This is a genomic window from Bacillus sp. MSP13 (genome assembly GCF_000815295.1).
In the GTDB taxonomy this organism is placed as follows: domain Bacteria; phylum Bacillota; class Bacilli; order Bacillales; family Bacillaceae; genus Bacillus; species Bacillus vallismortis.
In genome coordinates, this window is sequence record NZ_JXAQ01000003.1 from 161762 (window position 1) to 186446 (window position 24685).

Consider the following 24685-nt stretch of genomic DNA (forward strand, 5'->3'; position numbering starts at 1 on the left):
TCCATGAAAAGGGGGAAGAGAATGAAACGAGTGAAAAAGCTTTGGGGAATGAGTCTTGCATTAGGGCTTTCATTTGCATTGATGGGATGTACAGCAAACGAACAAGCCGGAAAAGAAAACGGTAATGACAAAGCGAAAACAAGCGGAGAAAAAGTGCTGTATGTAAATAACGAGAATGAACCGACTTCATTCGATCCGCCAATCGGTTTTAATAATGTATCGTGGCAGCCGTTGAATAACATCATGGAGGGGCTGACACGTCTTAACAAAGATCATGAGCCTGAACCGGCAATGGCGGAAAAGTGGTCTGTGTCAAAAGATAAAAAAACCTACACATTTACGATACGGGAAAATGCGAAATGGACAAACGGAGATCCGGTAACGGCCGGAGACTTTGAATACGCGTGGAAACGGATGCTTGATCCGAAAAAAGGGGCTTCCTCCGCGTTTCTAGGCTATTTTATTGAAGGCGGTGAAGCGTATAACAGCGGGAAAGGGAAAAAAGAGGATGTGAAGGTGACGGCAAAGGATGATCGAACCCTTGAAGTAACGCTTGAAGCACCGCAAAAATATTTTCTCAGCGTCGTGTCCAATCCGGCGTATTTTCCAGTAAACGAAAAGGTCGATAAAGAACATCCAAAGTGGTTTGCTGAGGCGGATACATTCGTCGGGAACGGTCCGTTTAAGCTGACGGAATGGAAGCATGATGACAGCATCACAATGAAGAAAAGCGACACGTATTGGGATCAAGACACGGTGAAGCTTGACAAGGTGAAATGGGCGATGGTCAGTGATAGAAATACAGATTACCAGATGTTTCAGTCTGGGGAACTGGATACCGCTTATGTCCCTGCTGAGCTGAGCGAGCAGCTGATGGATCAGGAAAACGTCAGCATTGCCAGCCAAGCGGGCCTCTATTTCTACCGGTTTAATGTCAACATGGAGCCGTTCCAAAATAAAAACATCAGAAAAGCCTTTGCGATGGCTGTCGATCAAGAGGAAATTGTAAAATACGTCACAAAAAACAATGAAAAGCCGGCACGCGCTTTTGTATCGCCCGGGTTTACGCAGCCTGACGGCAAGGATTTCCGTGAAGCGGGCGGAGACCTGCTCACACCAAACGAAAACAAAGCGAAGCAGTTGCTGGAAAACGGCATGAAGGAAGAAAACTATGATAAGCTTCCTGCGATCACTCTCACTTACAGCACAAAGCCCGAGCATAAAAAAATTGCCGAAGCGATCCAGCAAAAATTGAAACATACCCTTGGAGTCGATGTGAAGCTGGCCAATATGGAATGGAACGTATTTTTAGAAGACCAAAAAGCGCTAAAATTCCAATTCTCTCAAAGTTCATTTTTGCCTGATTACGCGGACCCTATTAGTTTTCTGGAAGCCTTCCAAACAGGAAATTCGATGAACCGCACAGGCTGGGCCAATACGAAATACGATCAGCTGATCAAACAGGCGAAACATGAAGCCGATGAAAAAACGCGTTTTTCCCTCATGCATCAAGCGGAAAAGCTGTTGGTCAATGAAGCCCCGATCATACCGGTTTATTTCTATAACCAGGTCAATCTTCAAAACGAACATGTGAAGGGAATCGTCCGGCATCCTGTCGGCTATATCGATTTAAAATGGGCCGATAAAAACTGACGCCGGCAATTGAGATATACTGCTTCTTTATCGCGAAGAAGCGGTATTTTTTCTCATTCTTGCACGTATACGTAGGGTGCAGAGCAAATGAAAGGAGCGATTCAGTTGAATCACAAGCCGAAAGCGCTGAAAAAGGGTGATACAGTCGGAGTAATCGCGCCCGCAAGCCCCCCGGATCCAAAAAAGCTTGACACTGCGCTTTTATTTTTAAAAGAGCTAGGTGTAAAGGTGAAATTGGGCAAGGCGCTAAAAAACCAGCACGGTTACCTAGCGGGACAGGATGATGAGCGGCTGGCTGATCTCCATGAGATGTTCAGAGACGAGGAGGTAAAAGCCGTGCTGTGCGCATGCGGGGGTTTTGGGACAGGACGTATCGCCGCTGGCATTGATTTCAGCTTAATTCGCAAACATCCTAAAATCTTTTGGGGGTACAGCGATATTACGTTTTTACATACTGCCATCCATCAAAACACAGGCCTTGTCACCTTCCATGGCCCGATGCTCAGCTCAGATATTGGCCTCGACGACGTTCACCCGCTGACAAAAGCGTCGTATGAGCAGCTCTTCCAAGAGACGGAATTCACCTATACTGAAAAGCTTTCTCCGCTAACCGTGCTTGTAGCGGGGAAAGCGGAAGGCGAGCTTGTCGGAGGAAACCTCTCTTTGCTGACGTCTACGCTGGGCACGCCGTTTGAAATTGATACGAGAGGGAAGCTTCTGTTTATTGAAGATATAGACGAGGAGCCGTATCAAATCGACCGGATGCTGAATCAGCTGAAAATGGCAGGAAAGCTGACCGATGCAGCCGGAATTCTTGTTTGTGATTTTCATAACTGTGTCCCGGTGAAGAGGGAGAAGTCCCTCTCGCTTGAGCAGGTGCTTGAAGACTATATTGTTTCGGCGGGCAAGCCTGCTCTGAGAGGATGTGAAATCGGCCACTGCTCACCGAGTTTCGCCGTACCGATCGGTGCGCAAGCTGCTATGAATACAGAACAAAAAACAGTCGTGATCGAGGCGGGCGTTTCAGAAGGGGCGCTGAAGACATGAAAATCACGCGAATCGAAACAACCCGAATCGCCGTACCGCTGACAAAGCCGTTTAAAACCGCGCTTCGCACTGTGCATACAGCTGAATCGGTCATTGTAAGGATCACTTATGACAACGGCGCTATCGGATGGGGGGAGGCGCCTCCGACGATGGTGATTACAGGAGACAGCATGGAAGGCATTGAAAGTGCGATTCACAATGTCTTGAAGCCGGCACTAGTTGGAAAAAGCCTGTCCGGCTGTGAGGCCATTTTTCACGACATTCAGCATCTCCTCACAGGAAACCAGAGCGCGAAGGCGGCTGTGGAGATGGCGATATACGACGGCTGGGCGCAAATGTGCGGACTGCCGCTTTACCAATTGCTCGGCGGATACCGAGATACGCTGGAAACGGACTATACCGTCAGCGTCAACCCGCCTGAAGAGATGGCAGCTGATGCTGAGCAATATCTCAAACAAGGCTTTCAAACGCTGAAAATAAAAGTCGGCAAAGATGATATCGAAACAGATATCACCCGAATCCAAGAGATCAGAAAACGTGTCGGGCCAGCCGTGAAACTTCGATTAGACGCCAACCAGGGCTGGACGCCGAAGGAAGCGATAACAGCCATTCGGAAAATGGAGGATGCAGGTCTTGGCATTGAGCTTGTCGAGCAGCCTGTCCATAAAGACGATCTCGCAGGGCTTAAAAAGGTGACAGATGCGACAGGTACACTGATTATGGCTGATGAAAGTGTGTTTACGCCGCGGCAGGCGTTCGACATTCTTCAAACCCGGAGCGCTGACTTACTTAATATTAAATTGATGAAAGCGGGCGGCATCAGCGGAGCAGAGAGAATCAATGCCATGGCCGAGGTGTGCGGAGTGGAGTGCATGGTCGGCAGCATGATCGAAACGAAGCTGGGCATTACGGCCGCGGCGCATTTCGCCGCAAGCAAAAGAAATATTACACGCTTTGATTTTGACGCGCCGCTGATGCTGAAAACAGATGTCATCAAAGGCGGGATCACATACAGCAACAGCAAAATTACGATGCCTGACAAACCGGGTCTCGGAATCACCGGAGCTGCGCTATAGAAAGGGGAAATAAAACCATGATGCATACTGTCATATCAGCAGTGGCCAACATTTGGACCGCGCCTGATTCGCCGCGTCCTGCTGACCAAGTGATGCTTCGTCCGACCGTAATGATCAGAGACTGGCTGGAGCGCATGACGTATGATGACAGGCTTGGATTATGTACAGACAATGTGATTCAGACCCAGGTTCTCTTTGGCGAAAAGGTATTGGTGACAGGAGAACAGGGCGAATGGGTTTCTGTGATCGTGCCGAGCCAGCTATCCCGAAAGGATCCGCGCGGATATCCGGGCTGGATGAGAAAGAACCAGCTGAAAAAAATCAGCCTCATTCAGACGCAAAGCGATGTGATGATCAGCAAACCTGCTGCCTTTTTATATAAAAGTAATGGCGAAAAGGAAATTGAATTAAGCTTTTTAACGCTCCTGCCCTTTATTGCAGAAGAAAACGGATATCTTAAGGTTTCAACCGCTTTGGGGGAAAGATTTGTGAAGCAAACGGACGCAGCGCCTGTCCGCGAACAGAAAGGGACTGTTGAAGACATCATTCAAACGGGGATGTTTTTTCGCGGACTGCCCTACCTGTGGGGAGGGATCAGCGGATTTGGATTTGATTGCTCAGGGTTTATGTACAGTATATGTAAAGCCAATGGATACTGCATCCCTCGTGATGCGGGAGATCAGGCAAAGGCGGGGAAGGACATCCCGGTTGATGCTATGAAAGCCGGTGATCTGCTGTTTTTTGCTGATGAGGAAGGAAAAGGAGCGATTCATCATGTCGGTCTGTCCGTCGGCGGCGGGAAAATGCTTCATTCTCCAAAGACAGGAAAATCAATCGAAATCCTCACGTTGAAAGAGACCATCTATGAAAAAGAACTTTGTGCGGTCCGCCGCTGTTTTTCAGAGGAGGAGGGAGACAAATGACGCCACTGCCTTTGTTAGAGGTCAGCCAGCTGAAAATGCACTTTGACGCAGGGAAAAAGCGGACGGTCAAAGCCGTCGACGGGGTTACCTTTCAGATTCTTGAGGGAGAAACATTCGGGCTAGTCGGTGAATCAGGGTGCGGAAAATCAACCTTGGGGAGAGTGCTGATGCGCCTGTATCAGCCAACGGAAGGAAGTGTGAAATACCGCGGCACAAACCTCCGCGCACTAAGTGAGAAAGAGCAGTTTGCTTTCAACCGCAAGCTGCAGATGATTTTCCAGGATCCTTATGCTTCATTAAACCCGCGCATGACCGTCAGAGAAATCATTTTGGAGCCGATGGAGATTCACAATCTATACAATACCCATAAAGCGCGGCTTCTCGTTGTGGACGAGCTGCTTGAGGCAGTGGGGCTTCACTCGGACTTTGGCAGCCGCTATCCTCATGAATTCAGCGGAGGGCAGAGACAAAGAATCGGGATTGCCAGAGCACTGTCGCTGAATCCTGAATGTATTGTGGCGGACGAACCGATTTCTGCACTTGATGTCTCGGTTCAGGCGCAGGTGGTCAACCTGCTGAAGCGGCTTCAAAAAGAGAAAGGGATTACGTTTTTATTTATTGCCCATGATCTTTCGATGGTGAAGCATATCAGCGACAGGATCGGTGTGATGTACTTAGGGCACATGATGGAAATCACAGAGAGCCGCACCTTGTATCGCGAACCGCTGCATCCTTATACAAAGGCGCTTTTGTCCTCGATTCCGATTCCGGACCCTGAATTGGAGGACAAGCGCGAGCGCATCCTCTTAAAAGGGGAGCTGCCGAGCCCGGTCAATCCGCCGAGCGGCTGCGTGTTTCGGACACGCTGTCCGGAGGCAATCCCTGAATGCGGGAAATCTCGTCCTCAGCTTCAGGAAATCGAAGCAGGCCGATTTGTTGCGTGCCATTTGTATCGAAATGCTGATACGAAAGAAAAGGTGAGATAAATCAAAAAGACTGGCCCGTTTTGCGGAGCCAGTCTTTGCTTTTATGCTTGATGTAAAAATGTCACGCATACCGGGTAAGGGACGGAAACAGTTGAAGAAAGCACTGTCAATCGGCCGGTTTCTTTGTCTCTTTCAAATAGGACAAGGTTGCCTGTTTCTTCATTTGAAGCAACAAGGAACGCTTCTGTTGGATCAAGGACGAAATCACGAGGCCAGTTTCCTTCTGTCGAAACTCTTTCCACGAAAGCCAGCTCGCCTGAATATTGATTCACTTCAAAGACAGCGATACTGTCATGGCCTCTGTTTGCGACATAAACAAAACGTCCGTCCTGTGTGACATGAATGGCGCTTCCCTGGCTGTTATCCGTAAAATCATCAGGAATGGCAGAGACAACCTGGATTTCTCTAAATTCTCCGGCTGTCGGATTGTATTCAAGCGCAATCACTTCATTGCTTAATTCTGTCATCACATAAGCGTACTTTTCTTTCGGATGAAAAGCGATATGGCGAGGTCCTGCGCCGGGAGCGAAGGCATGGCTTCCGGATTCAGTGAATCCGCCGTCCTTCAGCTTATAGGTGTACAGTTTATCAGTTCCTAAGTCAACCGCTACAACATAGTTGTGTTCAGGTGTGAATCCAGCGTAGTGTGTATGCGGTTTTTCCTGTCTTTCGTGCGGCCCTTTTCCTGTGTGGGCGGCTTCTGAAGCAGGTGATTGCAAGCTTCCGTCTTCCTGAACCGGAAAAGCGTGGACCTTCCCGCTGTGATAATTGGCAGTCAGTACGAACTGATTTTGATCATCAACGCTTACGTGGCATGGCGATGGGCCATCGATTAACTGATGATTCAGAAATGTTAATTCACCGCTGTTTTGATCGATTTGATAGGCAGCAACTCCGCCTTGGCCGTCTGCTTTTTCAATTGAATATAGAATGGTGTTGTTTTTATTCGGTGTTACATACGTCGGATTGCCCAGTTTAGCGGCAAGCTTTGGCTCACTGAGTGATTTTTTCTCAGTATCAAGCTCAAAAGAATAAATTCCTTCACTTCCGCCTTTTGTATATGTTCCGACATATCCTATGTACTTTGTCATGCGAATGCCCCCTTAAAAATGATGTCACCTCTATATTAACGTATCTTGATAAAATAAGCTGTTCAAAACGTATAAAATGGGAGGATTCTTCATTCGCCGCGAATCAGCGGCATCGTACAGCACCTGAAGGAGCCGCCTGATTTAATAATTTCTGTCAGGTCAATTTCGATGATATGGTAGCCTCTATTTAATAACTGCTGATTGACATGGCGGTTGCAAGGGAGGCTGATAATCGTTTTTCTTCCAATGGAAAGGACGTTGGTTCCGAGCGTAAATTGTTCATCCTCCGGCACTTCAATGAGATTATAACGTTTTGCCAGCATATCAACTTCCTCTGGCTCAAGGGCTTGAGGATAAATTAACGCTTCGTTTTCAGATATGATGTTAAATACGCAGTCCAAATGCAAATATTTTTCATGCAGGTGAACGGGGACGACTGTATAGCCAGGAAGCGCTTTTTTTAGCTGGCCGATGGCTGACATATCCGTGCGCTGGCTGATTCCGACGTAGACAATATCGCCATCAATTATGACGTCACCGCCTTCAATGCTTGTATGAAGCATACGGGTGTAAGAAATGCCTTGAGTGTGGAAAAACTCTTTTATAATAGCTTCTTCCCCTTGGCGAATCGGTTCCGTCATGCTCGAGAGGAAGGCTTTTTCTCCGATGACAAACCCTATGTCCCTAGTGAAGACCTGCTCGGGGAGTCCGTCGCGCACGGGCAAATGAATGACTTCAATGTTGTGTGACCTGAGTGCTTCAACAAAGCGGCTGTGCTGATCTGTAGCGGTTTTGACATGGATATTGTCCTCTTCAAAATGTTTTTGTGTTTCGTTTATGACATCTTTTATCGTCATATGCTCCGGCCTGCATAAAATGACTTTCTCAAGTGCGCCGTATTCCGTTCGGCATACCGTTTTTTGCTGTTGTTTCGGGATGGATGCTTCCATAGGTTCTCCTCCTGACCGTTTGAAGAATACAGGTATTATTCCCCCATCGCCAAAATCCTTAAACGTTTTGGAAAGAAGACAGGCAAACCATTTTAAATTTTAGACAAATGGCAGAGAATATTGTTTAATAGGAGAATATGAGTGTATGTTGCTAAACGATCAGACATCAAAGGGGAGAAAGATATGGAAACACCAGAAACAAGATTTTGTAAAGAGTCAAAGGTTGTAAAAACCAGCAGGGTGTTCCCGCTTGATACGAACAACCATAACACGCTGTTTGGCGGAAAATTAATGAGTTATATCGATGACATTGCCTCTATTTCCGCGGCGCGCCATTGCAGACGTGAAACAGTAACCGCTTCGATGGACTCAGTCGATTTTTTGAAGCCGATCGGCCAAAAGGAGTCTGTCTGCTTGGAGTCATATGTGACATGGGTCGGCACTTCCTCGATGGAGGTGTTTGTGAAAGTCATTAAGGAGCATCTGATGACTGGCGAACGGGAACTTGCCGCGACATCCTTTTTGACATTTGTCGCATTGGATTCAAATGGCAAACCGATGCCTGTTCCGAGAATTGTGCCGGAAACGGAAGAAGAGGTGATGCTTCATAATACAGCCGTTCAGCGCGCCAATGAACGGAAGAACCGCAAGAAACACAGCCAGGCGCTAGCAAATGCGCTTGGAACTGAAAAACCTTGGTAATCGTCACACCCAAAACACAAGTTGTTTTGGGTTTTTTTGTGCTTGCGTCTTTCCGCCAGTGATCATGACAGGGGGTAGTCCGTATTTGCTAGTGGATGCTATAAAAAAGCAACAATTGTCACATTAAATGGATAATTTTGTGACAAATTTATTAAAGATTTATTTAAAATATATCTTTTATTCGCGGGATCGTGTATCTTAAAGATATATTTTAAATACATCTTTTGAAAGGATTGTTTATGCGATGTTAGATAATCAAACAATCGAAATCATTAAAAGCACTGTACCCGTATTACAACAGCATGGAGAAGCGATCACTGGCCGTTTTTACGATCTGATGTTCCACGATCATCCAGAGCTTCTGAACATGTTTAATCAAACAAATCAAAAGAAAAAAACGCAACGAACTGCCCTTGCAAATGCCGTTATTGCAGCTGCGGCAAATATTGACCAGCTCGGAAATATTATTCCTGTCGTCAAACAAATCGGCCATAAACACCGCAGTATCGGAATCAAGGCTGAACATTATCCAATCGTCGGCAAATATTTGCTGATTGGGATCAAAGATGTTCTAGGAGACGCCGCGACACCTGATATTATGCAGGCATGGGAGAAAGCGTACGGCGTAATCGCTGACGCGTTCATCGGAATTGAAAAAGAAATGTATGAGCAGGCGGAAGAGCAAGCAGGCGGCTGGAAGGAGTATAAGGCATTCATCATCGTGAAAAAAGAGCGGGAAAGCAAAGAAATTATGTCCTTCTATTTGAAGCCGGAAGACGGCAAGCCGTTACCTGAGTGTCAAGCAGGACAGTATATCAGCATCAAAGTGCGGATTCCTGGTTCTGAATATACGCATATTCGTCAATACAGCCTGTCTGATATGCCGGGAAAAGACCATTACCGAATCTCAGTGAAGAAAGACGGGGCCGTATCTTCGTATTTACACGATGGGCTGCATGAGGGAGATTCAATAGAGGTCAGCGCACCGGCAGGAGATTTTGTTTTGAATCCTTCATCACAAAAAAATCTCGTTCTGCTCAGTGCCGGAGTTGGTATTACACCAATGATTAGCATGCTGAAAACATCTGTTTCTAACCAGCCTGAACGGCAGATTCTGTTCATTCATGCCGCGAAAAACAGTGAATACCACGCTTTGCGCCATGAGGTGGAAGAAGCTGCAAACCATTCTTCTGTGAAAACCGCATTTGTGTATCGTGAGCCGACTGAGGAAGACCGAGCAGGTGATCTTCAATTTCATGAAGGACAGATTGATCAGCAGTTCCTCAAAGAACTGATTGCCAATACAGACGCGGATTATTATATTTGCGGTTCCCCTTCATTTATTACGGCAATGCATAAGCTAGTGTCAGAACTTGGATCAGCGCCGGAATCTATCCATTACGAGCTGTTCGGCCCGCAATTAAGTTTGGCACAGTCCGTTTGAGCATCCCGTGAAACTCTTCTCACTAAGAGAAGAGTTTTTTTATCATGATAGAAGTGGCAGACAGGCGACTCTTTCTGCATCCGACGATACTGACTCCCCGCCGTTAGATTAGGGCCGGATAAAAGGGGAATGACGCATAGAGGCTCTGCCTCAGGGAACAATAGGCTCAATATAACGAGCGGATGGAGGTAAGGGATCAGTGTTATGGATGGTATGGGCATTTTTGCTGAAGCCAGTTATCGTATTTTTAATTGCGTATATTTTGTTTCGGCTTGCCGGTAAAAAAGCGGTGTCGCAAATGAACAATTTTGATCTGCTTTTGACCTTCGCGATCGGCACAATTATCAGTGAACCAATTCTTACATCCAGGCTGCCGATGTCCATTTATTACGCAGGCGCTTTTTTGATGCTTTATCTCCTGATGACCAAGCTCTCCCTTTCTAATAAATGGAGATGGTTGCTTGTCGTAAGCCCGACAGTCTTAATCCGAAATGGGGATATTGATGAACAGGGACTGCGTAAAGAAAGGCTGACTGTTAATGAACTGCTCGGAAAGCTGAGGGAAAAGGGCTATGCCGATCCGGCTGACATTGATCTTGCCATCATTGAGGAAACGGGAGAAGTAAGCGTCATTCCAAAAGAGGAAGCGAGGGCGGTGCAGGTGAGGGATTTGAATATGGAAGCTGAACGGAATTTTATCCCGATTCCACTCATATTGGATGGTGAAATCCTTGACCATAATTTGAAATACCTCCAAAAAAATCGATCCTGGCTCTTTCAGCAGCTTGAGGAAAAAGGATACAGCCCTAAACTGCTGTCCTCGGTCACACTAGGCACGATGAATGCCCATGGCGATATCTCGCTTGATGTGAATTCCTCCAACGGACCGCAGCATGATCCCTACTTATATAAACCGGGAAATAACAATTGATCCTGCTCTCTATTTAAGGGAGCTTTTTTCTTTTTTAAAGGGGATTTTTTCTTGGTGTCAAATGTACCTAGTAAGGGGGGAGCTGAACATGAAGGACTTATGTATTAGAAACGACATGGCGCCGATGGTTAGTCTGCTGTATTCCGCAGTGGAAGAAAATAGTCTCCGTCTGGCTTTTATTGTAAGTCGCATAACGCAGGGTAAACTATATTATAAGGGCAGCTGCCAAACAAAAAACAGCACGGCTCAGCTTTTGCGCCATATCGCAAATGTTGATATCAGGTGGATCTGGTGTGTCAAGGAAAATCGGATACCAGATCATATTGAGCGGACATACGGCCCGATGACAGATGAAAACGGACAGCTGACTGAACCGAAAAACCAACCCGGTTTAGATGAACTTCTAAGAGGACATCAGCATGTGGTAAACGAGCTGAAATCGGTATGTTTCACCTTAACCGATGATGATTTGCATCGGCCGCTTACTTACGCTGATGACACTGCGACGGTAAGGTGGGGCATTTGGCTATGGCGGATCATAACCGCTATCACCAAGCCCATATTGAAGTCCTCAAAAAAGAATGGAAGCAGGAGAGGATGATATGAGCGTTAAAACGAAGCTTGTGACCGACCGAATTCGTTTGCGCTGTATGGAAGATCGGGATTATGTCTCTTTGCTTAAGCTTTTTAACGACCATGATGTGATGAAATATTACTCCGACTTAAAAGATAAAAGGCAAACCCGCGAGTGGATCAATTGGAACAAAAGAAATGAAAAAGGGTACGGCGTCAGTCTGTGGATTGCTGAAGATAGACAGACGGGAGACTTTTTGGGGCAATGCGGCATCGTTCCCCAACAGATTGAAAATCAAACAGTCATGGAAATCGGCTATATGTTGGCCCGCCGCCACTGGGGGAACGGCTATGCGAAAGAAGCGGCTCAGGCCTGCTTGGACTACGGCTTCAACGAGCGGCAGTTCGGCAAGATGGCGGCTTTGATCGACCCGGATAATAAAGCGTCTATTCGGGTGGCGGAGCACATCGGCATGCTTTACAGCAGAACGATCAGAAAATGGAATAAACCAATCGCGGTATATGAAAGAAAATCTTACAATTGAAAGAAAGAGGCGAGTTATAGTATCATGATGTCAGGTAAAGTTTTCTAGGGTTCCGTATGTCAATGGACATGGACTGGTCCGAGAGAAAACACATACGCGTAAATAGAGGCGTGTATGCACACGGAGGGAAAAAAGCCCGGGAGAGTCAATCTCATGTGAGACGACTGTCCGGGTTTTTTTTGTTTTCGGAGAATCTTACCAGAAAGAAAGGAATGACTTGAAATGAAATGGGGATTAGTCGTGTTTGCCGCCGTTTTCGAGGTTGTTTGGGTGGTAGGCTTAAAGCATGCTGACTCAGCATTAACATGGAGCGGCACTGCCGTCGGCATCATAGTCAGTTTTTCTCTTTTAATAAAGGCGACAAACAGTTTGCCTGTCGGAACCGTGTATGCCGTCTTTACCGGACTTGGGACGGCAGGAACAGTGCTGAGTGAAATCATTCTGTTTCATGAGCCGGTTGGATGGCCGAAGCTTTTGTTAATCGGTGTGCTCCTAGTTGGTGTAATCGGATTGAAGCTTGTGACACAGGATGAGACAGAGGAAAAAGGAGGCGAGGCATAATGCTGCACTGGATCAGTTTATTGTGTGCGGGCTGTTTGGAGATGGCCGGCGTGGCCCTTATGAATCAATATGCGAAAGAAAAAAGCATGAAATGGGTGCTGTTGATCATTGTTGGTTTTGCCGCTTCCTTTTCCTTGCTGTCTTATGCAATGGAAACCATACCGATGGGCACGGCTTACGCTGTCTGGACAGGCATTGGCACCGCAGGCGGGGCGCTTGTCGGCATCCTCTTTTACAAGGAGCCGAAAGACGCCAAACGGATCTTCTTTATCGCTTTGATTTTGTGCTCAGCGGTTGGTTTAAAAATTCTGTCATAAATTGATTTTTATCAAATCTTCAGTATAATGGATAAATAGTTTAGACTTACAAAGATAAGAGGGATTATTCATGAAATCATATATGACTCAGCGTTTAAACGAATTCCGCGACGGAAATGAGGACAAAGGCCGTCTTTTGGTCAGCTGTCCTGATCAGCCGGGTATCGTTTCTGCGGTTTCCGCGTTTTTATTTGAACACGGCGCCAATATTATAGAATCCAACCAATATACGACAGACCCTGAAGGTGGCCGGTTTTTCCTGAGAATCGAATTCAACTGCGAGGGCATTCGTGAGAAAAAAGAAACACTGCAGGATGCGTTTGCGTCTGTTGCGGAAACATTTGACATGACATGGAGCTTAACATTGGCAAGCGAATTGAAACGTGTCGCCATTTTTGTCTCAAAGGAGCTTCACTGCCTGCACGAGCTGATTTGGGAATGGCAAACCGGCAACCTTATGGCGGAAATCGCTGTTGTCATCAGCAACCATGAGGAAGCGAGAGAACTGGTTGAGCGGCTTAATATCCCGTTCCACTATATGAAAGCGAACAAAGACATCAGGGCGGAAGTCGAAAAAAAGCAGCTTGAACTGCTTGAGCAATATGAGATTGATGCGATTGTGCTTGCGCGCTATATGCAGATCTTAACCCCTGACTTTGTTTCAGCCCATCCGAATCGCATCATTAATATTCACCATTCATTCCTGCCTGCTTTTATCGGTGCGAATCCGTACAAACGGGCTTACGAACGCGGCGTGAAATTAATCGGAGCGACATCCCACTATGTCACAAACGATCTTGACGAAGGGCCGATCATTGAACAGGATATTGAGCGCGTAGACCACCGTGACAATACGGAAGCGCTGAAAAACATCGGCAGAACAATTGAACGCAGCGTTCTTGCCCGTGCTGTGAAATGGCATTTGGAAGACCGCGTCATCGTTCACGAAAATAAAACAATCGTCTTTAACTAGACTGCAAAAGGCCCGCGCCAAGCGGGCTCTTTTTGATGATAAAAAACTTGACAAGAGACTTTTTTCTTTGCATAATATAAAAAAATCATTGAGCGTTGAAGAGGATTAGTAAGCAGACCTTTCTGTGACAGAGAGCAAAATGAACCGCTGAAACATTTTGCCGCATGAAACCTGCCGAACCTGCCTTGGAGTCTTAGGGGGAAAACCTAGGCGCATAACCTGGCGTTACAGGAAAGCGGAGCGCGCATAAGCGCGTTCAATCAAGGTGGTACCACGGAAACCCATTTCGTCCTTATGAATCAGGATGAAATGGGTTTTTTTATTGTAAGTTGGCTGGCGAAGAGCCGCGGAGGAGAATAAATGAAAAAACAAAGAATAGTAGTAAAAATAGGAAGCAGTTCGCTCACGAATAGCAACGGAAGCATTGATGAGGCGAAAATCAAAGAGCATGTTCAAGCCATTTCACTGTTGAAGAAAGCGGGACATGAAATGATTCTGATTACCTCGGGAGCCGTAGCGGCGGGGTTTTCCAGCCTCGGTTATCCGTCCCGCCCCGTTACCATTAAAGGAAAACAGGCGGCGGCCGCGGTCGGACAAACACTGTTAATGCAGCAATATATGAATCAATTCAAACAATACGCACTGACTCCGGGGCAGATCCTTTTAACGAGAAATGATTTTTCGAAAAGAGAACGGTATCGAAACGCGTACGCAACGATTATGGAATTACTGGAGCGCGGTGTCATTCCGATTATCAATGAAAACGACTCTACATCTGTTGAAGAATTGACATTCGGTGATAATGACATGCTTTCTGCGTTAGTGAGCGGATTGATTCATGCGGACCAGCTTATGATTCTCACTGACATCAACGGGCTGTATGATGCCAATCCGAATGAACATCCTGAGGCGAAACGATTTGATGATTTGCCGGAGATCACGCCTGAATTGCTGGGGTATGCGGGTTCAGCCGGATCAAAGGTCGGCACCGGCGGTATGAAATCAAAGCTGTTAGCCGCACAAACCGCTCTGTCTCTTGGCGTGAAAGTGTTCATTGGAACAGGAAGCGGAGAGCAAAAGCTTGCGGATATTTTGGACGGCAGGGGAGACGGCACTTACATCGGTGACAAAGAACGATCCTCGGTTAACAACACGAGACAGTGGATTCAGTTCCACTCACCGATCGCAGGAGAAATTGTGATTGATGCGGGTGCCGAGGAGGCGATGATCCATCACGGAAGCAGCCTGCTGCCTGCTGGCGTAGTTGGCGTAAATGGAAGCTTTCCAAAAGGGGCGGTCGTAGAAGTTCGGGGGCCGGGCGGCGTGATCGGAAAAGGCCAAACACATTACTCCTCCGAGGAGATAATGGCGGCCAAAGGCAAACGCAGTGATGAACTCGATTTTGAGAAAACGTTTGAGGTGATCCACAGGAATGACTGGGTCAATCTAAAAGACTAGGAGGCGGAAAAATGAGTGAAGTTTCTGTAAAAGCGAGACTGGCAAATGAAGCAGCAGCGGAACTGATCATGAAAACAACGTCTGAAAAAAATGAGGCGCTCAGTCTTATCGCAAACGGGCTCCGGCAAGAAAAGGATTTTATCTTAACTGAAAATGCGAAAGATATTGAGAATGGAAAGAACAATGGCTTAACATCAGATATCATTGATCGCCTGACATTGGATGAGAAACGCATTTTTGATATAGCGGACGCGGTAGAGCTTTTAATTGATTTGGCAGATCCAGTCGGTGAATCTCTTGAAACGATTGAAAAGGAGAACGGCCTGCTGATTGAAAAAATCCGTGTTCCGCTTGGTGTGGTCGGAATGATCTATGAAGCGAGACCGAACGTAACAGTCGACGCGGCCACCCTCTGCTTAAAAACGGGAAACGCGGTTGTCCTGCGGGGCAGCTCCTCAGCCATTCACAGCAACAAAGCTCTCGTCAATGTCATTCACAGAGCACTTGAGCGATCAGCGCTTCCAATTGACGCCGTCCAGCTGATTGAGGATACGAGCAGAGAAACGGCAAAAGAACTCTTTACACTGAACGATGGCCTAGACGTATTAATTCCGCGCGGAGGCAAAAAGCTGATCGATCTCGTTGTGAGAGAATCAACGGTGCCCGTGTTAGAAACCGGAGCAGGAAACTGCCATATTTTCATTGACGAGACTGCCAACCCGCAAATGGCGGGAAAGGTTGTCGTAAACGCCAAAACACAGCGCCCTTCTGTCTGTAATGCAATTGAATCATTGCTGATTCACAAGGCGTGGGCGGAAAAACACGGGAAAGAATTGCTGACTCAGCTGGAAAACGCGGGAGTTGACATTCGCGGAGATGAATGTGTATGTGACCTTCATCCTTCATGCAAAAAAGCGTCCGAAGAAGATTGGGAAACAGAATTTTTAGCGCCTGTCCTCAGCGTAAAGACGGTTGCGAACGTCGAAGAAGCTGTGAAGCATATCCAACAATACGGCACCAATCATTCAGAAGCGATTTTAACTGAAGATGACAAGAACGCAGTTTATTTCCAAACGGCTGTCGATGCTGCCGCTGTCTACCATAATGCGTCAACCCGTTTTACCGACGGCTTTGAATTTGGATACGGAGCCGAAATCGGCATCAGCACGCAGAAGCTACATGCAAGAGGGCCGATGGGGCTTCCTGCACTGACTTCTACTAAATATATCATTAAAGGAACGGGGCAAATCCGCGAATAGCGGGGGAAAGTTCGGTGAAAGCTTATCTCTTAACGGGATAAGCTTTTTTTGTGCACCGAAAATTGACACTGTAAATTAAGTTGTGTACAATTTAATTGCATAAAATGAATTGGGGGAATGAAAATGAGTCAAGCATTATTTACTGCAACTGTTTCAGCGGTAGGAGGCAGAGAAGGAAAGGTGATATCATCAGACCGCGTTCTTGAGCTTGATGTCGCAATGCCGGGGACACCGAGAGCAAATCAATTAGAAAAAGTGACAAATCCGGAGCAGCTGTTTGCCGCAGGTTACGCAGCTTGCTTTGACAGCGCATTGCAGCTGGTAGCAAGAACAGAACGAGTCAAAGTGGAGACAGAGGTGACAGCGAATGTGAGCCTGTTAAAGGATGAAGCGGATCAAGGCTACAAGCTGGGTGTGAAGCTGCAGGTGAAAGGAAAAGGAGTCAGTGCATCAGAATTACAGGCACTTGTGCAAAAAGCGCACGGCGTCTGCCCGTATTCAAAAGCAACCTCCGGAAATATCGATGTTACGCTGGAAGTAGCTGAATAAACGAAAGAGAGGATGCCTCCATATCAGGCATCCTCATTTTTTTGATGAAGTATTTCCAGCAATGTATATAGAACGGATTTTAACTGTTTCAGGTCCTCTCCGGACTGATATGAGAGTCCCAGAATCTTTCCAGGAATGTCAGCCGCTTTTTCTTTTAGTAATTCTCCGTCCTCTGTCAGGCTGATCAACACGGACCGCTCATCCTCTTCAGATCGTTTTCTCGTAATGAAGCCCTGCTGTTCCATTCGTTTTAGCATCGGAGTGAGCGTTCCTGAATCTAAATACAGCAGCTCGCCCATCTTTTTGACAGTAAGCGTTTCATGTTCCCATAACAATAGCAAAGCCAAATATTGAGGGTATGTCACATTCAGCTGATCTAGCAGCGGCTTGTATTGCTTTGTCATTTCACGCGAACTCGCATATAGCAAAAAACATAGCTGATTCTCCAATTTCATATGGTCAAATTCATTTTTCATTTTGTTCACCAACTCTTTCTGACATTCCATTCTATTGTATCTTAAAAACATCACTTTTCCTATTCTCGGCAACATAGCATGTTTAAAAAAATCAGAAAGGGAAATATAACTATTAGATACAAATAAGGAGGTTGAGACATATGGCACTATTTACAGCAAAAGCAACCGCGCGAGGCGGACGGGCAGGACATATTACATCAGATGACGGCGTACTTGATTATGACATTGTCATGCCCAATGCAAAAAAAGAAGGACAAACCGGTACAAACCCGGAACAGCTCTTTGCGGCAGGATACGCTGCATGCTTCGGCGGCGCGCTCGAACACGTGGCCAAAGAACAAAATATCGAGATTGATTCCGAAATTGAAGGACAAGTCAGCCTCATGAAGGATGAGAGCGACGACGGGTTTAAAATCGGCGTCACACTTGTTGTGAATACGAAAGATTTGGATCGCGACAAGGCACAAGAGCTTGTCAATGCTGCTCATGATTTCTGTCCTTATTCAAAGGCAACCAGAGGAAATATTGATGTGAAATTAGAATTAAAATAATGACCGGCATCCTGAGGGCTCTCTCAGGATGTTTTTTGTGCGGAAGCATGCGAGGCGGGCATGATCTTTTCAAAGTGTGAATACATGTAATATAGGTAAATTCAGACGAGAGAAAAGGTGAGTACATGAAAAGGCCGAAGCTGTCAGTATGTATGATTGTGAAAAATGAAGAACGCCATATCGCCCGCTGTTTAGAGAGTGTGGAGCATATTGCTGATGAAATCATTGTGGTTGATACCGGATCAAACGATCGTACGGAAGACATTTGCACAAGCTTTCATGCCCGAGTGTATCATCATAGATGGGAACAGGACTTTTCGCAGGCGAGAAATGCGAGCCTGCAGTATGCCGAGGGAGAGTGGATATTAATCTTGGATGCTGATGAAGAACTAGACCCGGATACGGGCGCTCTATTGCCTTCGCTGCTGACTGACAGCTTGCCGCCTCTCGGTTGCGTGAAGGTTGTAAGCTATACAGGGAAGCAATGGAATGAAAATGAAGCGTTTGAACAAAGTCAGATCAGGCTGATCCGGAATCAGCGACACATTACGTTTACAGGAAGTATTGGCGAAAGGCCTGAGGGAGAAGACGCGAGCAGCACTTTCTCGCTTCCATGTATCATTCACCATTACGGCTATTTAGAGCAGGAGGCAAAGAAAAAGCATCAACGCAACATAAATTTATTGAATGCAAAATCGCTTACATCCTGCGCTGACCCGTTTCTCATTTGTCAGAAAGCAGTTGAGTATGAGAGAGGATACGAAGCTGATAAAGCGATCCGGCTGGCAATGGATTGTATCAACGAATGTAAAAGAAAAAAGCAAATCCCGCCGCCTGCTAGCTATTATGTAAAGGTTAAATTATTCATTGACGCAGAACGGTACGAAGAAGCGGAACGCGATATCAATGAAGCGCTGAGGCATTATCCCGACTACTGTACGCTTCACTATTATAAAGGAATGATCATGTATCAGCTTAGAAAAGTCAGAGACGCGATTACGGCGTTTGAAGCTTGCCTGAAAACCAATCATGAAAACCATCAGTACATACAGGTAAAGGGGGCGGCCAATTTTAGATCAAGCTGCTGGCTCGGTGTCTGTCATGCTGAAATGGATCAGCATTTGACTGCGGTTTTGTATTTGCAAAAAGCGCTGAAAGAAAACCCGAAGTGCGCACGGGCACAGCGGCTTCTCAGCGAATTAACAAAAGATCAGGCCGCGCATGCCTGATCCTTTAATATTTTTTCTTATTGGCAAAGTTCCGCCATGCCTGAAACGGGGATAAATGTCCCTTCAGAGTCACTTGATAAAAGGAAATCGTTCTTTCTTCAGCAGGCTTATCAATTTCTTGATAAATGAATGAATCATCAAATCCGGCTTCAGCAGCGTCTCTATGTTTCGCTGCAAAGTAAACGGCTTTCGGCCGCGCCCAGTAGATGGCACCCAAGCACATGGGGCATGGCTCGCAGCTCGTATACAAAATGCAGTCATCGAGCTGGTGTGTTCCAAGCGCCTCGCAGGCGTATCGAATAGCTGTCACTTCCGCGTGGGCAGTCGGGTCATTGCTTGTTGTGACATTGTTCCGCCCCTCGGCAATAATGGCACCGTCTTTTACAATAACAGCACCGAAAGGCCCGCCAACTCCCGCGTTCACTCCATCTAGTGCAAGGTCGACAGCCCGTTTTAAGAACATTTCATGACTCATTTCAAACCCTCCTGTCAATTGAGTGTTATCAGTATAGCCGAAAAAGCGGCAAAATTCATTCTCGAAAAAGTGCAAAAACAACAAAATATTTGGGGGATTTTCTAAGATCAGAGGAGGGGAATCATGCTGCATTTATATATTGCCAGGCACGGACAGACTCAATGGAACGTGGATAAACGGATGCAGGGCTGGCAGGATTCTGATTTAACAGAACTTAGACAATACAACGCCCGTGCTCTTGGGAAGCGTTTGCGGGATATTGAATTCAATCAGGATTACATCAGCCCAAGCAAGCGAACAGAAGAGACCGCAAAACCGTACTGGGATCGCGCAGGCTCCAGCTGGTGATAGATCATATATTCAGAGAAACGTCACTGGGCTCATGGAAAGGGAAAAAACAAGAGGAGATTGAAAGGGACGAACCAGAGCTTTATCATCCTTATTTTCATTATCCCGAAGCTTATCGCCATCTAATCCTGTTAGCGGATCTCAGAAAGTGCCAACACCAAAATTCAGCAGTAGCAAAAAAGACATACCAGTGAGGTATGCCTTTTGCTTGTTCAGTTAGGTTTTCTTCATCAAGAGTGTTCTGCTTAACGGAGAAAGCACCATCCTTTTTGAATTATTTTACTGTAACTATGCCTGTTGCTCTAAATTTTTGCCCTGTTGTTAATGTTCCGGTAACTGTCACCCTCTGCTCTCCTTTTTCCAGAGTGCTTAACAGCTGCTGTCGTGGGAATGCGATTTTGTATGCAGCTATACCATCATTGTTAAAATCAACGACAGGATCTTTCTTTTGATGTTCAGCTGGAACGACTTTGCCATTTAAAAGAAGGCTGGCAAAGTCGATATTCTCTAAAACAGTTTCGTCAGCAAATACCAGATAAGATGTTAAAACTGCCTTGCTGTTTTTATTTTCGTTGAGTTTTAATGTAGCCGGGCGCACCTCCAGCTCAGCTGTTATAGTTGGAAGATATTGCAGGAAATCGCCCCAGATTATATTTGATTTTAAGCCTTTTATATTTTCATCACGTTCATACGGAAGTTCTGGATCTAAACTCACAAAGTTCTCATCTGTAATGACATCTGAAGATGCGTTCACAGATTCCTTGCCATTAAAGAAGTAGTTATCGTCTGATAGAGCGTCCATAGGATAGGTATCAGTAGCATTAACTCCACTGTGGTAGGAAACAATGCCACTTAACTTAAAGTCTTCTTCAATTCCAGAGTAAGTAGAAAAGTCAATGTTTTTTCCATTGTTGTATGCGATGATGCCGTCTGTAATTACTCCTGGATTACTATTGCTGGTGAAACCAGTTGCCCCGTTATTAAATGCTATACTGTTTCGAATAATATGCGGGACATGGACACCTTCGCCACCTAGCTTAAATCCATTCTTATCGCCATCACCAACCGTACCATCTGTTAGTGTACCGTTATCATAGGCAATACTATCCTCAATGGTAACGGCTCCGATCGCTCCGCTTCTAACTTTAGTGTAAAGGTCATAGCCATCATCAATGTTATGGTGCGAGATGCAGCCACGGAAAATGTTTCCTTCTCCAGATGTCAGCTTAGCTGCAAATCCATCTGCGTTATTGTGGGCAGGGTCTGCATTATCAAAGGATTCACTGTTTAAAATAAGGTTGTTAGACGGCCATTCTTCACGGGGAGCATCACCGTCTGTTCTACTAATTTGCAAACCAGTGTCACCATTTTCATAGAACCTGCTGTCTTCTACAATATTGTGGTGTCCACCAACAACAAAACCTTTTGTGTTAGCTGCAGATCGTGCAACATCAATTCCTTTTATATGCCAGTAGTTACCATTTAATATGCCACCTTCTGAGCGTTTATCAAAGTCGATAACAGGACGTGCGCCGTTAGCAGCGACAAGATACTTTCTCGAGCTTTCTGTACCATCGTTATATTTAGAAAATTCCAGTTTAGAATCTCTTACATAGTTACCGTCAGCAACGATAATTCGTTGTCCAGGTTGTACGTATTCAATGGCAGTATCTAGATCAAGTGGATTTGCTAATGCGCCATTGCCAGTCCTCGTGCCATCAGGAGAGACGTGGATATCTTCACCATCTCTAAAAGTTTTCATCGATACGGTAAAGTTCTTCACTATCTTATCGTAAGAAGTTAAATATTGGTTCTTGCTTGGTAAGAATGTCGTACTAAAGTTTGTGTCAGCATTTTCTTTAAGTGTAGCAGGTACCTTGACGATTTCTCCTTTTGTTACATTTAAATTGCTTGCAATTACTTTTTGGCCAGCTTTAACTGTTAGAACTCCGTCAACATTTGATTTCATTAGTAAATCATATGTCGCTTCAGAAGTTTTGTCGCGGGATACAATGCTGAAGTTTGGCTCAACAGGTTCAGCAGGTTCAGTAGGAGGATATACCCTTGGTGCATCAGTAGCAGATGCTGTTATCTCTAAGTCGATATGATGAACTTCAATATCTGCTAACCTTGCAGTATAGAATCCTACGTAAATCTTGTCATCCTGGACATCTAAAATCTCTGGTTCAAAGAAAACCGCTTCATCCCCATGATTTAATTGTCCAGTATAACCACTGTTTGTTTTCGAGAGCGTTAAACGATAGTCTTCAGCAGGATGAGTGTTATCAATTGATGGTCGCTCAGCTTTAAGCATCGTTTTTTGAATCCCTTGACTCCCAGTTCCATCTGAAGATTTTACCCCGGTTCGGATAAATAGTTGTGTACCATTCATTTCTTTTGTGCCACCGCTAAACCCTCCGATAGCAGCAATATTGGAAGCAAATACACCACTGTTTCCATTTTCACCAATCGCATCACGGGCCATAATACCAAAAGACTCTTGACCATCATGGGAAGTTTTTGCATATTCGTTCACTTTGATATCAGCAGAAAGTGTAAAGTTATCTTTCTTAGCATCAATTTCGGTGTAATAGAAGGTAATCCCATCATGATCACCAGTAATTTTGCCGGCGCTTGTCCCCTCTGCAACGACTCGAATGCCTCCGTTATCAAGATATTCAATATAGTTTGTATCATCACTTGTAGAATGTCCGAATCGGATTTCGTTCCAAACTATTTCTGCTTCTTCCCGTACAGTTACATCAAACGAAGTGCCGTCGGTTGAGCTGTCAGTTGGGTTTACACCAATTGTATAGACACCTGCGATTGAATGATTGAAATTACTTGTATCAAGTTCATAAGCATCTGAGTTTAGCACTTCCTGGTCTCCGTTGTCATATATTTTAGATACTTCCAGACCATCTGCATTAAACGCATCCCCAACGGTATATGTTGTTCGAGGATATCCAGTAACACGTGTCTCGGCAACGGGAGGCTCTGAATGGTCTCCATTAACAGCAGTAGCTGCTAATCCTTCCAGCCTAAGCTCTTTGTCCCCCAGATCCTCAGTTTTTATATCATCCTTGTTTGCTTGAAGTTCATCAGTAACTACATCAGAGACATCAACTGTGGTGTTTGAAAATGTAATTTGACCATTACGAGCAACAAACAATCCCACTGAGATATCCCCCGAAAAGGCATCCTCCAGTTTGAATGTCTCACGTTCCCCATTGGAGGTAACAACGAATGTATCTCCTGATTTTTTGATAGATAAGTTATAAGATTCTCCAGTCGCGGGACTTACGCTATTTGGAAAAACGTCTAACTTGGTAAGCCCGCCTTTACTGTAATACCCTCGAAGATCCCCATCAAGGGCCCCCACAGCAACGTAATTGTGACGGTTTTTTCCATCTTTATCTTCACCTGTTTGATCAAGTATCATCAGACCGAAACCACGCTGTTTGTCGGGACTATAGGAGTCGGCTGACACTGTTGTTGTGATTTCAAAGTTATCTGACGCATTAAGTTCTAAAGACTGAAAGGATATACCAATTTCATTGCTTGCAATTTTTCCGCCCTCAGCAAGGATTGTAAGGGATCCGTCCCCATTATCAGTAGGTGCCGTGTTTTTGCCGTCACTTGTGTTAGAGCCAAAAGCTTCAAAGCTCCATCCATCTCCAAGTGGATTGTTGAAAGTTTGTGCGAACACTGTCAGATTCATATTAGAGAACAACATTAAAAAGATAGCAATCATTGCTATGTTTTTGACAAAGCGCGGTTTTTTCATTTGGTAACGCCTCCTTATATAATTTTAGATAAGTTTTAGACAAAGTAAGTTCGGTCAAACACCTCCAGATAAATTAAATTGCCAGGCATGTTTTTTGGATAAGTTTGCTGCGAATGAAGTAGAATGGAGTTAAATAGTGGATATAAAAAGTAGTTTGTGTTAACAACATTGTAATTTTAAAATACCTACGTTTGAAAGCGCTGTCAATAATGAACTGAATATTAGGTGTAATCAACTTACTTTGAAACCTTTATAGTAAGGGAGTTACAAAAGAAAATTCCCGAAATCCGCTGTCAGGCCCCGACATCTTCATCAGGAAGGAGATGATAGGTGCGGCTAGGCCATTAGTAGTCATGAGAAGAGGAAGCGCTCTTCAGTCCACGTTGAGAGCTGTCTCTCTTTAGAAACATGTGACGTACATATGCTTAAATATCGCTCCGTTTTCACAGATAAAGTTCTACTCCCGGGTAAATGTGGACTCGACCTCAAAAGACTTTGACCACCTCCCGAGAGTTCAAACATCATCCAAATCCGAAAAAGATCAAGTTGAACCTGAAGGAGAAGGCAAGATTCAAGAGTACGCAGAAAAACTAAGAAACTATCCAAAGAGCACGAAGCAAGCAATTTGTTTGAAGACGAGAACATCAAGTAATCAAGAAAATACTTGCTAGCAGGTTTACTAAAGTTTCCTTAGTGTGGAGCAACAGTGGTATCGAATCGTACAGAAAATACACTAAAAGATGGGTGGATTTTGGAAATAGATGTGAAGAAGTATACACTA

General features: G+C 45.4%; 22 protein-coding genes, 2 pseudogenes, 1 riboswitch and 1 other annotated feature. Of the genes and pseudogenes, 19 read left to right on the forward strand and 5 right to left on the reverse strand.

Annotation, left to right across the window (positions count from 1 at the left end):
• Positions 1-3 precede the first annotated feature (3 nt).
• The 5 genes from SC79_RS02210 to SC79_RS02230 all read left to right on the forward strand — a co-directional run bounded on the left by SC79_RS02210 (position 4) and on the right by SC79_RS02230 (position 5685).
• The gene (locus SC79_RS02210) at positions 4-1653 is read left to right on the forward strand and encodes a peptide ABC transporter substrate-binding protein (protein ID WP_082022505.1); all 1650 of its coding nucleotides are present in this window, start codon (positions 4-6) and stop codon (positions 1651-1653) included.
• Positions 1654-1740: 87 nt separating this feature from the next.
• Entirely contained in the window at positions 1741-2700 is a 960-nt protein-coding gene (locus SC79_RS02215; protein ID WP_039073692.1) for a S66 peptidase family protein, read from the forward strand.
• Entirely contained in the window at positions 2697-3776 is a 1080-nt protein-coding gene (gene ykfB / locus SC79_RS02220) for an L-Ala-D/L-Glu epimerase (protein ID WP_039073693.1), read from the forward strand. Before SC79_RS02215 ends, ykfB begins: the two co-directional genes overlap by 4 nt.
• A 17-nt stretch (positions 3777-3793) precedes the next feature.
• A complete protein-coding gene (locus tag SC79_RS02225) occupies positions 3794-4699 on the forward strand; it encodes a C40 family peptidase (protein WP_039073694.1) in 906 nt (301 codons plus the stop codon).
• Positions 4696-5685, forward strand: coding sequence for an ABC transporter ATP-binding protein (locus SC79_RS02230; protein WP_039073695.1), 990 nt, complete (start codon positions 4696-4698; stop codon positions 5683-5685). Before SC79_RS02225 ends, SC79_RS02230 begins: the two co-directional genes overlap by 4 nt.
• Positions 5686-5726: 41 nt before the next feature.
• Here SC79_RS02230 and pgl read toward each other — a convergent pair whose 3' ends face one another.
• Positions 5727-6776, reverse strand: coding sequence for a 6-phosphogluconolactonase (gene pgl / locus SC79_RS02235; RefSeq protein ID WP_039073696.1), 1050 nt, complete (start codon positions 6774-6776; stop codon positions 5727-5729).
• Between the two features lie 89 nt (positions 6777-6865).
• A complete protein-coding gene (locus SC79_RS02240) occupies positions 6866-7726 on the reverse strand; it encodes a dimethylarginine dimethylaminohydrolase family protein (protein WP_039073697.1) in 861 nt (286 codons plus the stop codon).
• Positions 7727-7909: 183 nt separating this feature from the next.
• Here SC79_RS02240 and SC79_RS02245 point away from each other — a divergent pair, with 183 nt between their 5' ends.
• The 11 genes and pseudogenes from SC79_RS02245 to SC79_RS02295 all read left to right on the forward strand — a co-directional run bounded on the left by SC79_RS02245 (position 7910) and on the right by SC79_RS02295 (position 17038).
• The gene (locus tag SC79_RS02245) at positions 7910-8428 is read left to right on the forward strand and encodes an acyl-CoA thioesterase (protein WP_039073888.1); all 519 of its coding nucleotides are present in this window, start codon (positions 7910-7912) and stop codon (positions 8426-8428) included.
• 244 nt (positions 8429-8672) lie between these two features.
• On the forward strand, positions 8673-9872 hold the full coding sequence (hmpA, locus tag SC79_RS02250) for an NO-inducible flavohemoprotein (RefSeq protein WP_039073698.1): 1200 nt from the start codon (positions 8673-8675) through the stop codon (positions 9870-9872).
• 199 nt (positions 9873-10071) lie between these two features.
• Positions 10072-10803 carry a DUF421 domain-containing protein gene (locus SC79_RS02255; protein ID WP_039073699.1) on the forward strand — a complete coding sequence of 244 codons (732 nt, stop codon included), beginning with the start codon at positions 10072-10074 and terminating at the stop codon, positions 10801-10803.
• 88 nt (positions 10804-10891) lie between these two features.
• Positions 10892-11409, forward strand: a pseudogene (locus tag SC79_RS02260) (DinB family protein).
• Complete coding sequence (locus SC79_RS02265) at positions 11406-11921, forward strand: GNAT family N-acetyltransferase (protein ID WP_039073700.1); 516 nt, start codon at positions 11406-11408, stop codon at positions 11919-11921. The pseudogene SC79_RS02260 and the gene SC79_RS02265 overlap by 4 nt, the downstream one beginning before the upstream one ends.
• A gap of 33 nt (positions 11922-11954) precedes the next feature.
• Positions 11955-12066, forward strand: a riboswitch (guanidine-I (ykkC/yxkD leader).
• Between the two features lie 77 nt (positions 12067-12143).
• Positions 12144-12482 carry an SMR family transporter gene (locus tag SC79_RS02270; protein ID WP_039073701.1) on the forward strand — a complete coding sequence of 113 codons (339 nt, stop codon included), beginning with the start codon at positions 12144-12146 and terminating at the stop codon, positions 12480-12482.
• Positions 12482-12799, forward strand: coding sequence for a multidrug efflux SMR transporter subunit YkkD (gene ykkD / locus SC79_RS02275; protein WP_010330460.1), 318 nt, complete (start codon positions 12482-12484; stop codon positions 12797-12799). The genes SC79_RS02270 and ykkD overlap by 1 nt, the downstream gene beginning before the upstream one ends.
• Before the next feature lie 70 nt (positions 12800-12869).
• A complete protein-coding gene (gene purU, locus SC79_RS02280) occupies positions 12870-13772 on the forward strand; it encodes a formyltetrahydrofolate deformylase (RefSeq protein WP_039073702.1) in 903 nt (300 codons plus the stop codon).
• Between the two features lie 86 nt (positions 13773-13858).
• Positions 13859-14069, forward strand: a binding site (T-box leader).
• A gap of 63 nt (positions 14070-14132) precedes the next feature.
• Positions 14133-15230, forward strand: coding sequence for a glutamate 5-kinase (proB, locus tag SC79_RS02285; protein ID WP_039073703.1), 1098 nt, complete (start codon positions 14133-14135; stop codon positions 15228-15230).
• 11 nt (positions 15231-15241) lie between these two features.
• Positions 15242-16489: a glutamate-5-semialdehyde dehydrogenase gene (gene proA / locus SC79_RS02290; protein ID WP_039073704.1), complete on the forward strand. Its 1248-nt coding sequence runs from the start codon at positions 15242-15244 to the stop codon at positions 16487-16489.
• Between the two features lie 123 nt (positions 16490-16612).
• Positions 16613-17038, forward strand: coding sequence for an organic hydroperoxide resistance protein (locus tag SC79_RS02295; RefSeq protein ID WP_039073705.1), 426 nt, complete (start codon positions 16613-16615; stop codon positions 17036-17038).
• Between the two features lie 23 nt (positions 17039-17061).
• Here the strand turns inward: SC79_RS02295 and SC79_RS02300 are convergent, their stop codons facing one another.
• On the reverse strand, positions 17062-17514 hold the full coding sequence (locus SC79_RS02300; protein WP_039073706.1) for a MarR family winged helix-turn-helix transcriptional regulator: 453 nt from the start codon (positions 17512-17514) through the stop codon (positions 17062-17064).
• Between the two features lie 140 nt (positions 17515-17654).
• Here SC79_RS02300 and SC79_RS02305 point away from each other — a divergent pair, with 140 nt between their 5' ends.
• Complete coding sequence (locus SC79_RS02305; protein WP_010330466.1) at positions 17655-18065, forward strand: organic hydroperoxide resistance protein; 411 nt, start codon at positions 17655-17657, stop codon at positions 18063-18065.
• Between the two features lie 125 nt (positions 18066-18190).
• A complete protein-coding gene (locus tag SC79_RS02310; protein ID WP_039073707.1) occupies positions 18191-19294 on the forward strand; it encodes a glycosyltransferase family 2 protein in 1104 nt (367 codons plus the stop codon).
• Between the two features lie 4 nt (positions 19295-19298).
• Here SC79_RS02310 and SC79_RS02315 read toward each other — a convergent pair whose 3' ends face one another.
• Positions 19299-19769, reverse strand: coding sequence for a nucleoside deaminase (locus SC79_RS02315; RefSeq protein WP_039073708.1), 471 nt, complete (start codon positions 19767-19769; stop codon positions 19299-19301).
• Between the two features lie 123 nt (positions 19770-19892).
• Between SC79_RS02315 and SC79_RS02320 the strand changes: the two are divergent.
• Positions 19893-20236, forward strand: a pseudogene (locus tag SC79_RS02320) (histidine phosphatase family protein); the annotation flags it as partial.
• A 155-nt stretch (positions 20237-20391) separates the two neighbouring features.
• Here the strand turns inward: SC79_RS02320 and SC79_RS02325 are convergent.
• Positions 20392-23904, reverse strand: coding sequence for a bacterial Ig-like domain-containing protein (locus SC79_RS02325; RefSeq protein WP_039073709.1), 3513 nt, complete (start codon positions 23902-23904; stop codon positions 20392-20394).
• Positions 23905-24685: the final 781 nt, after the last annotated feature.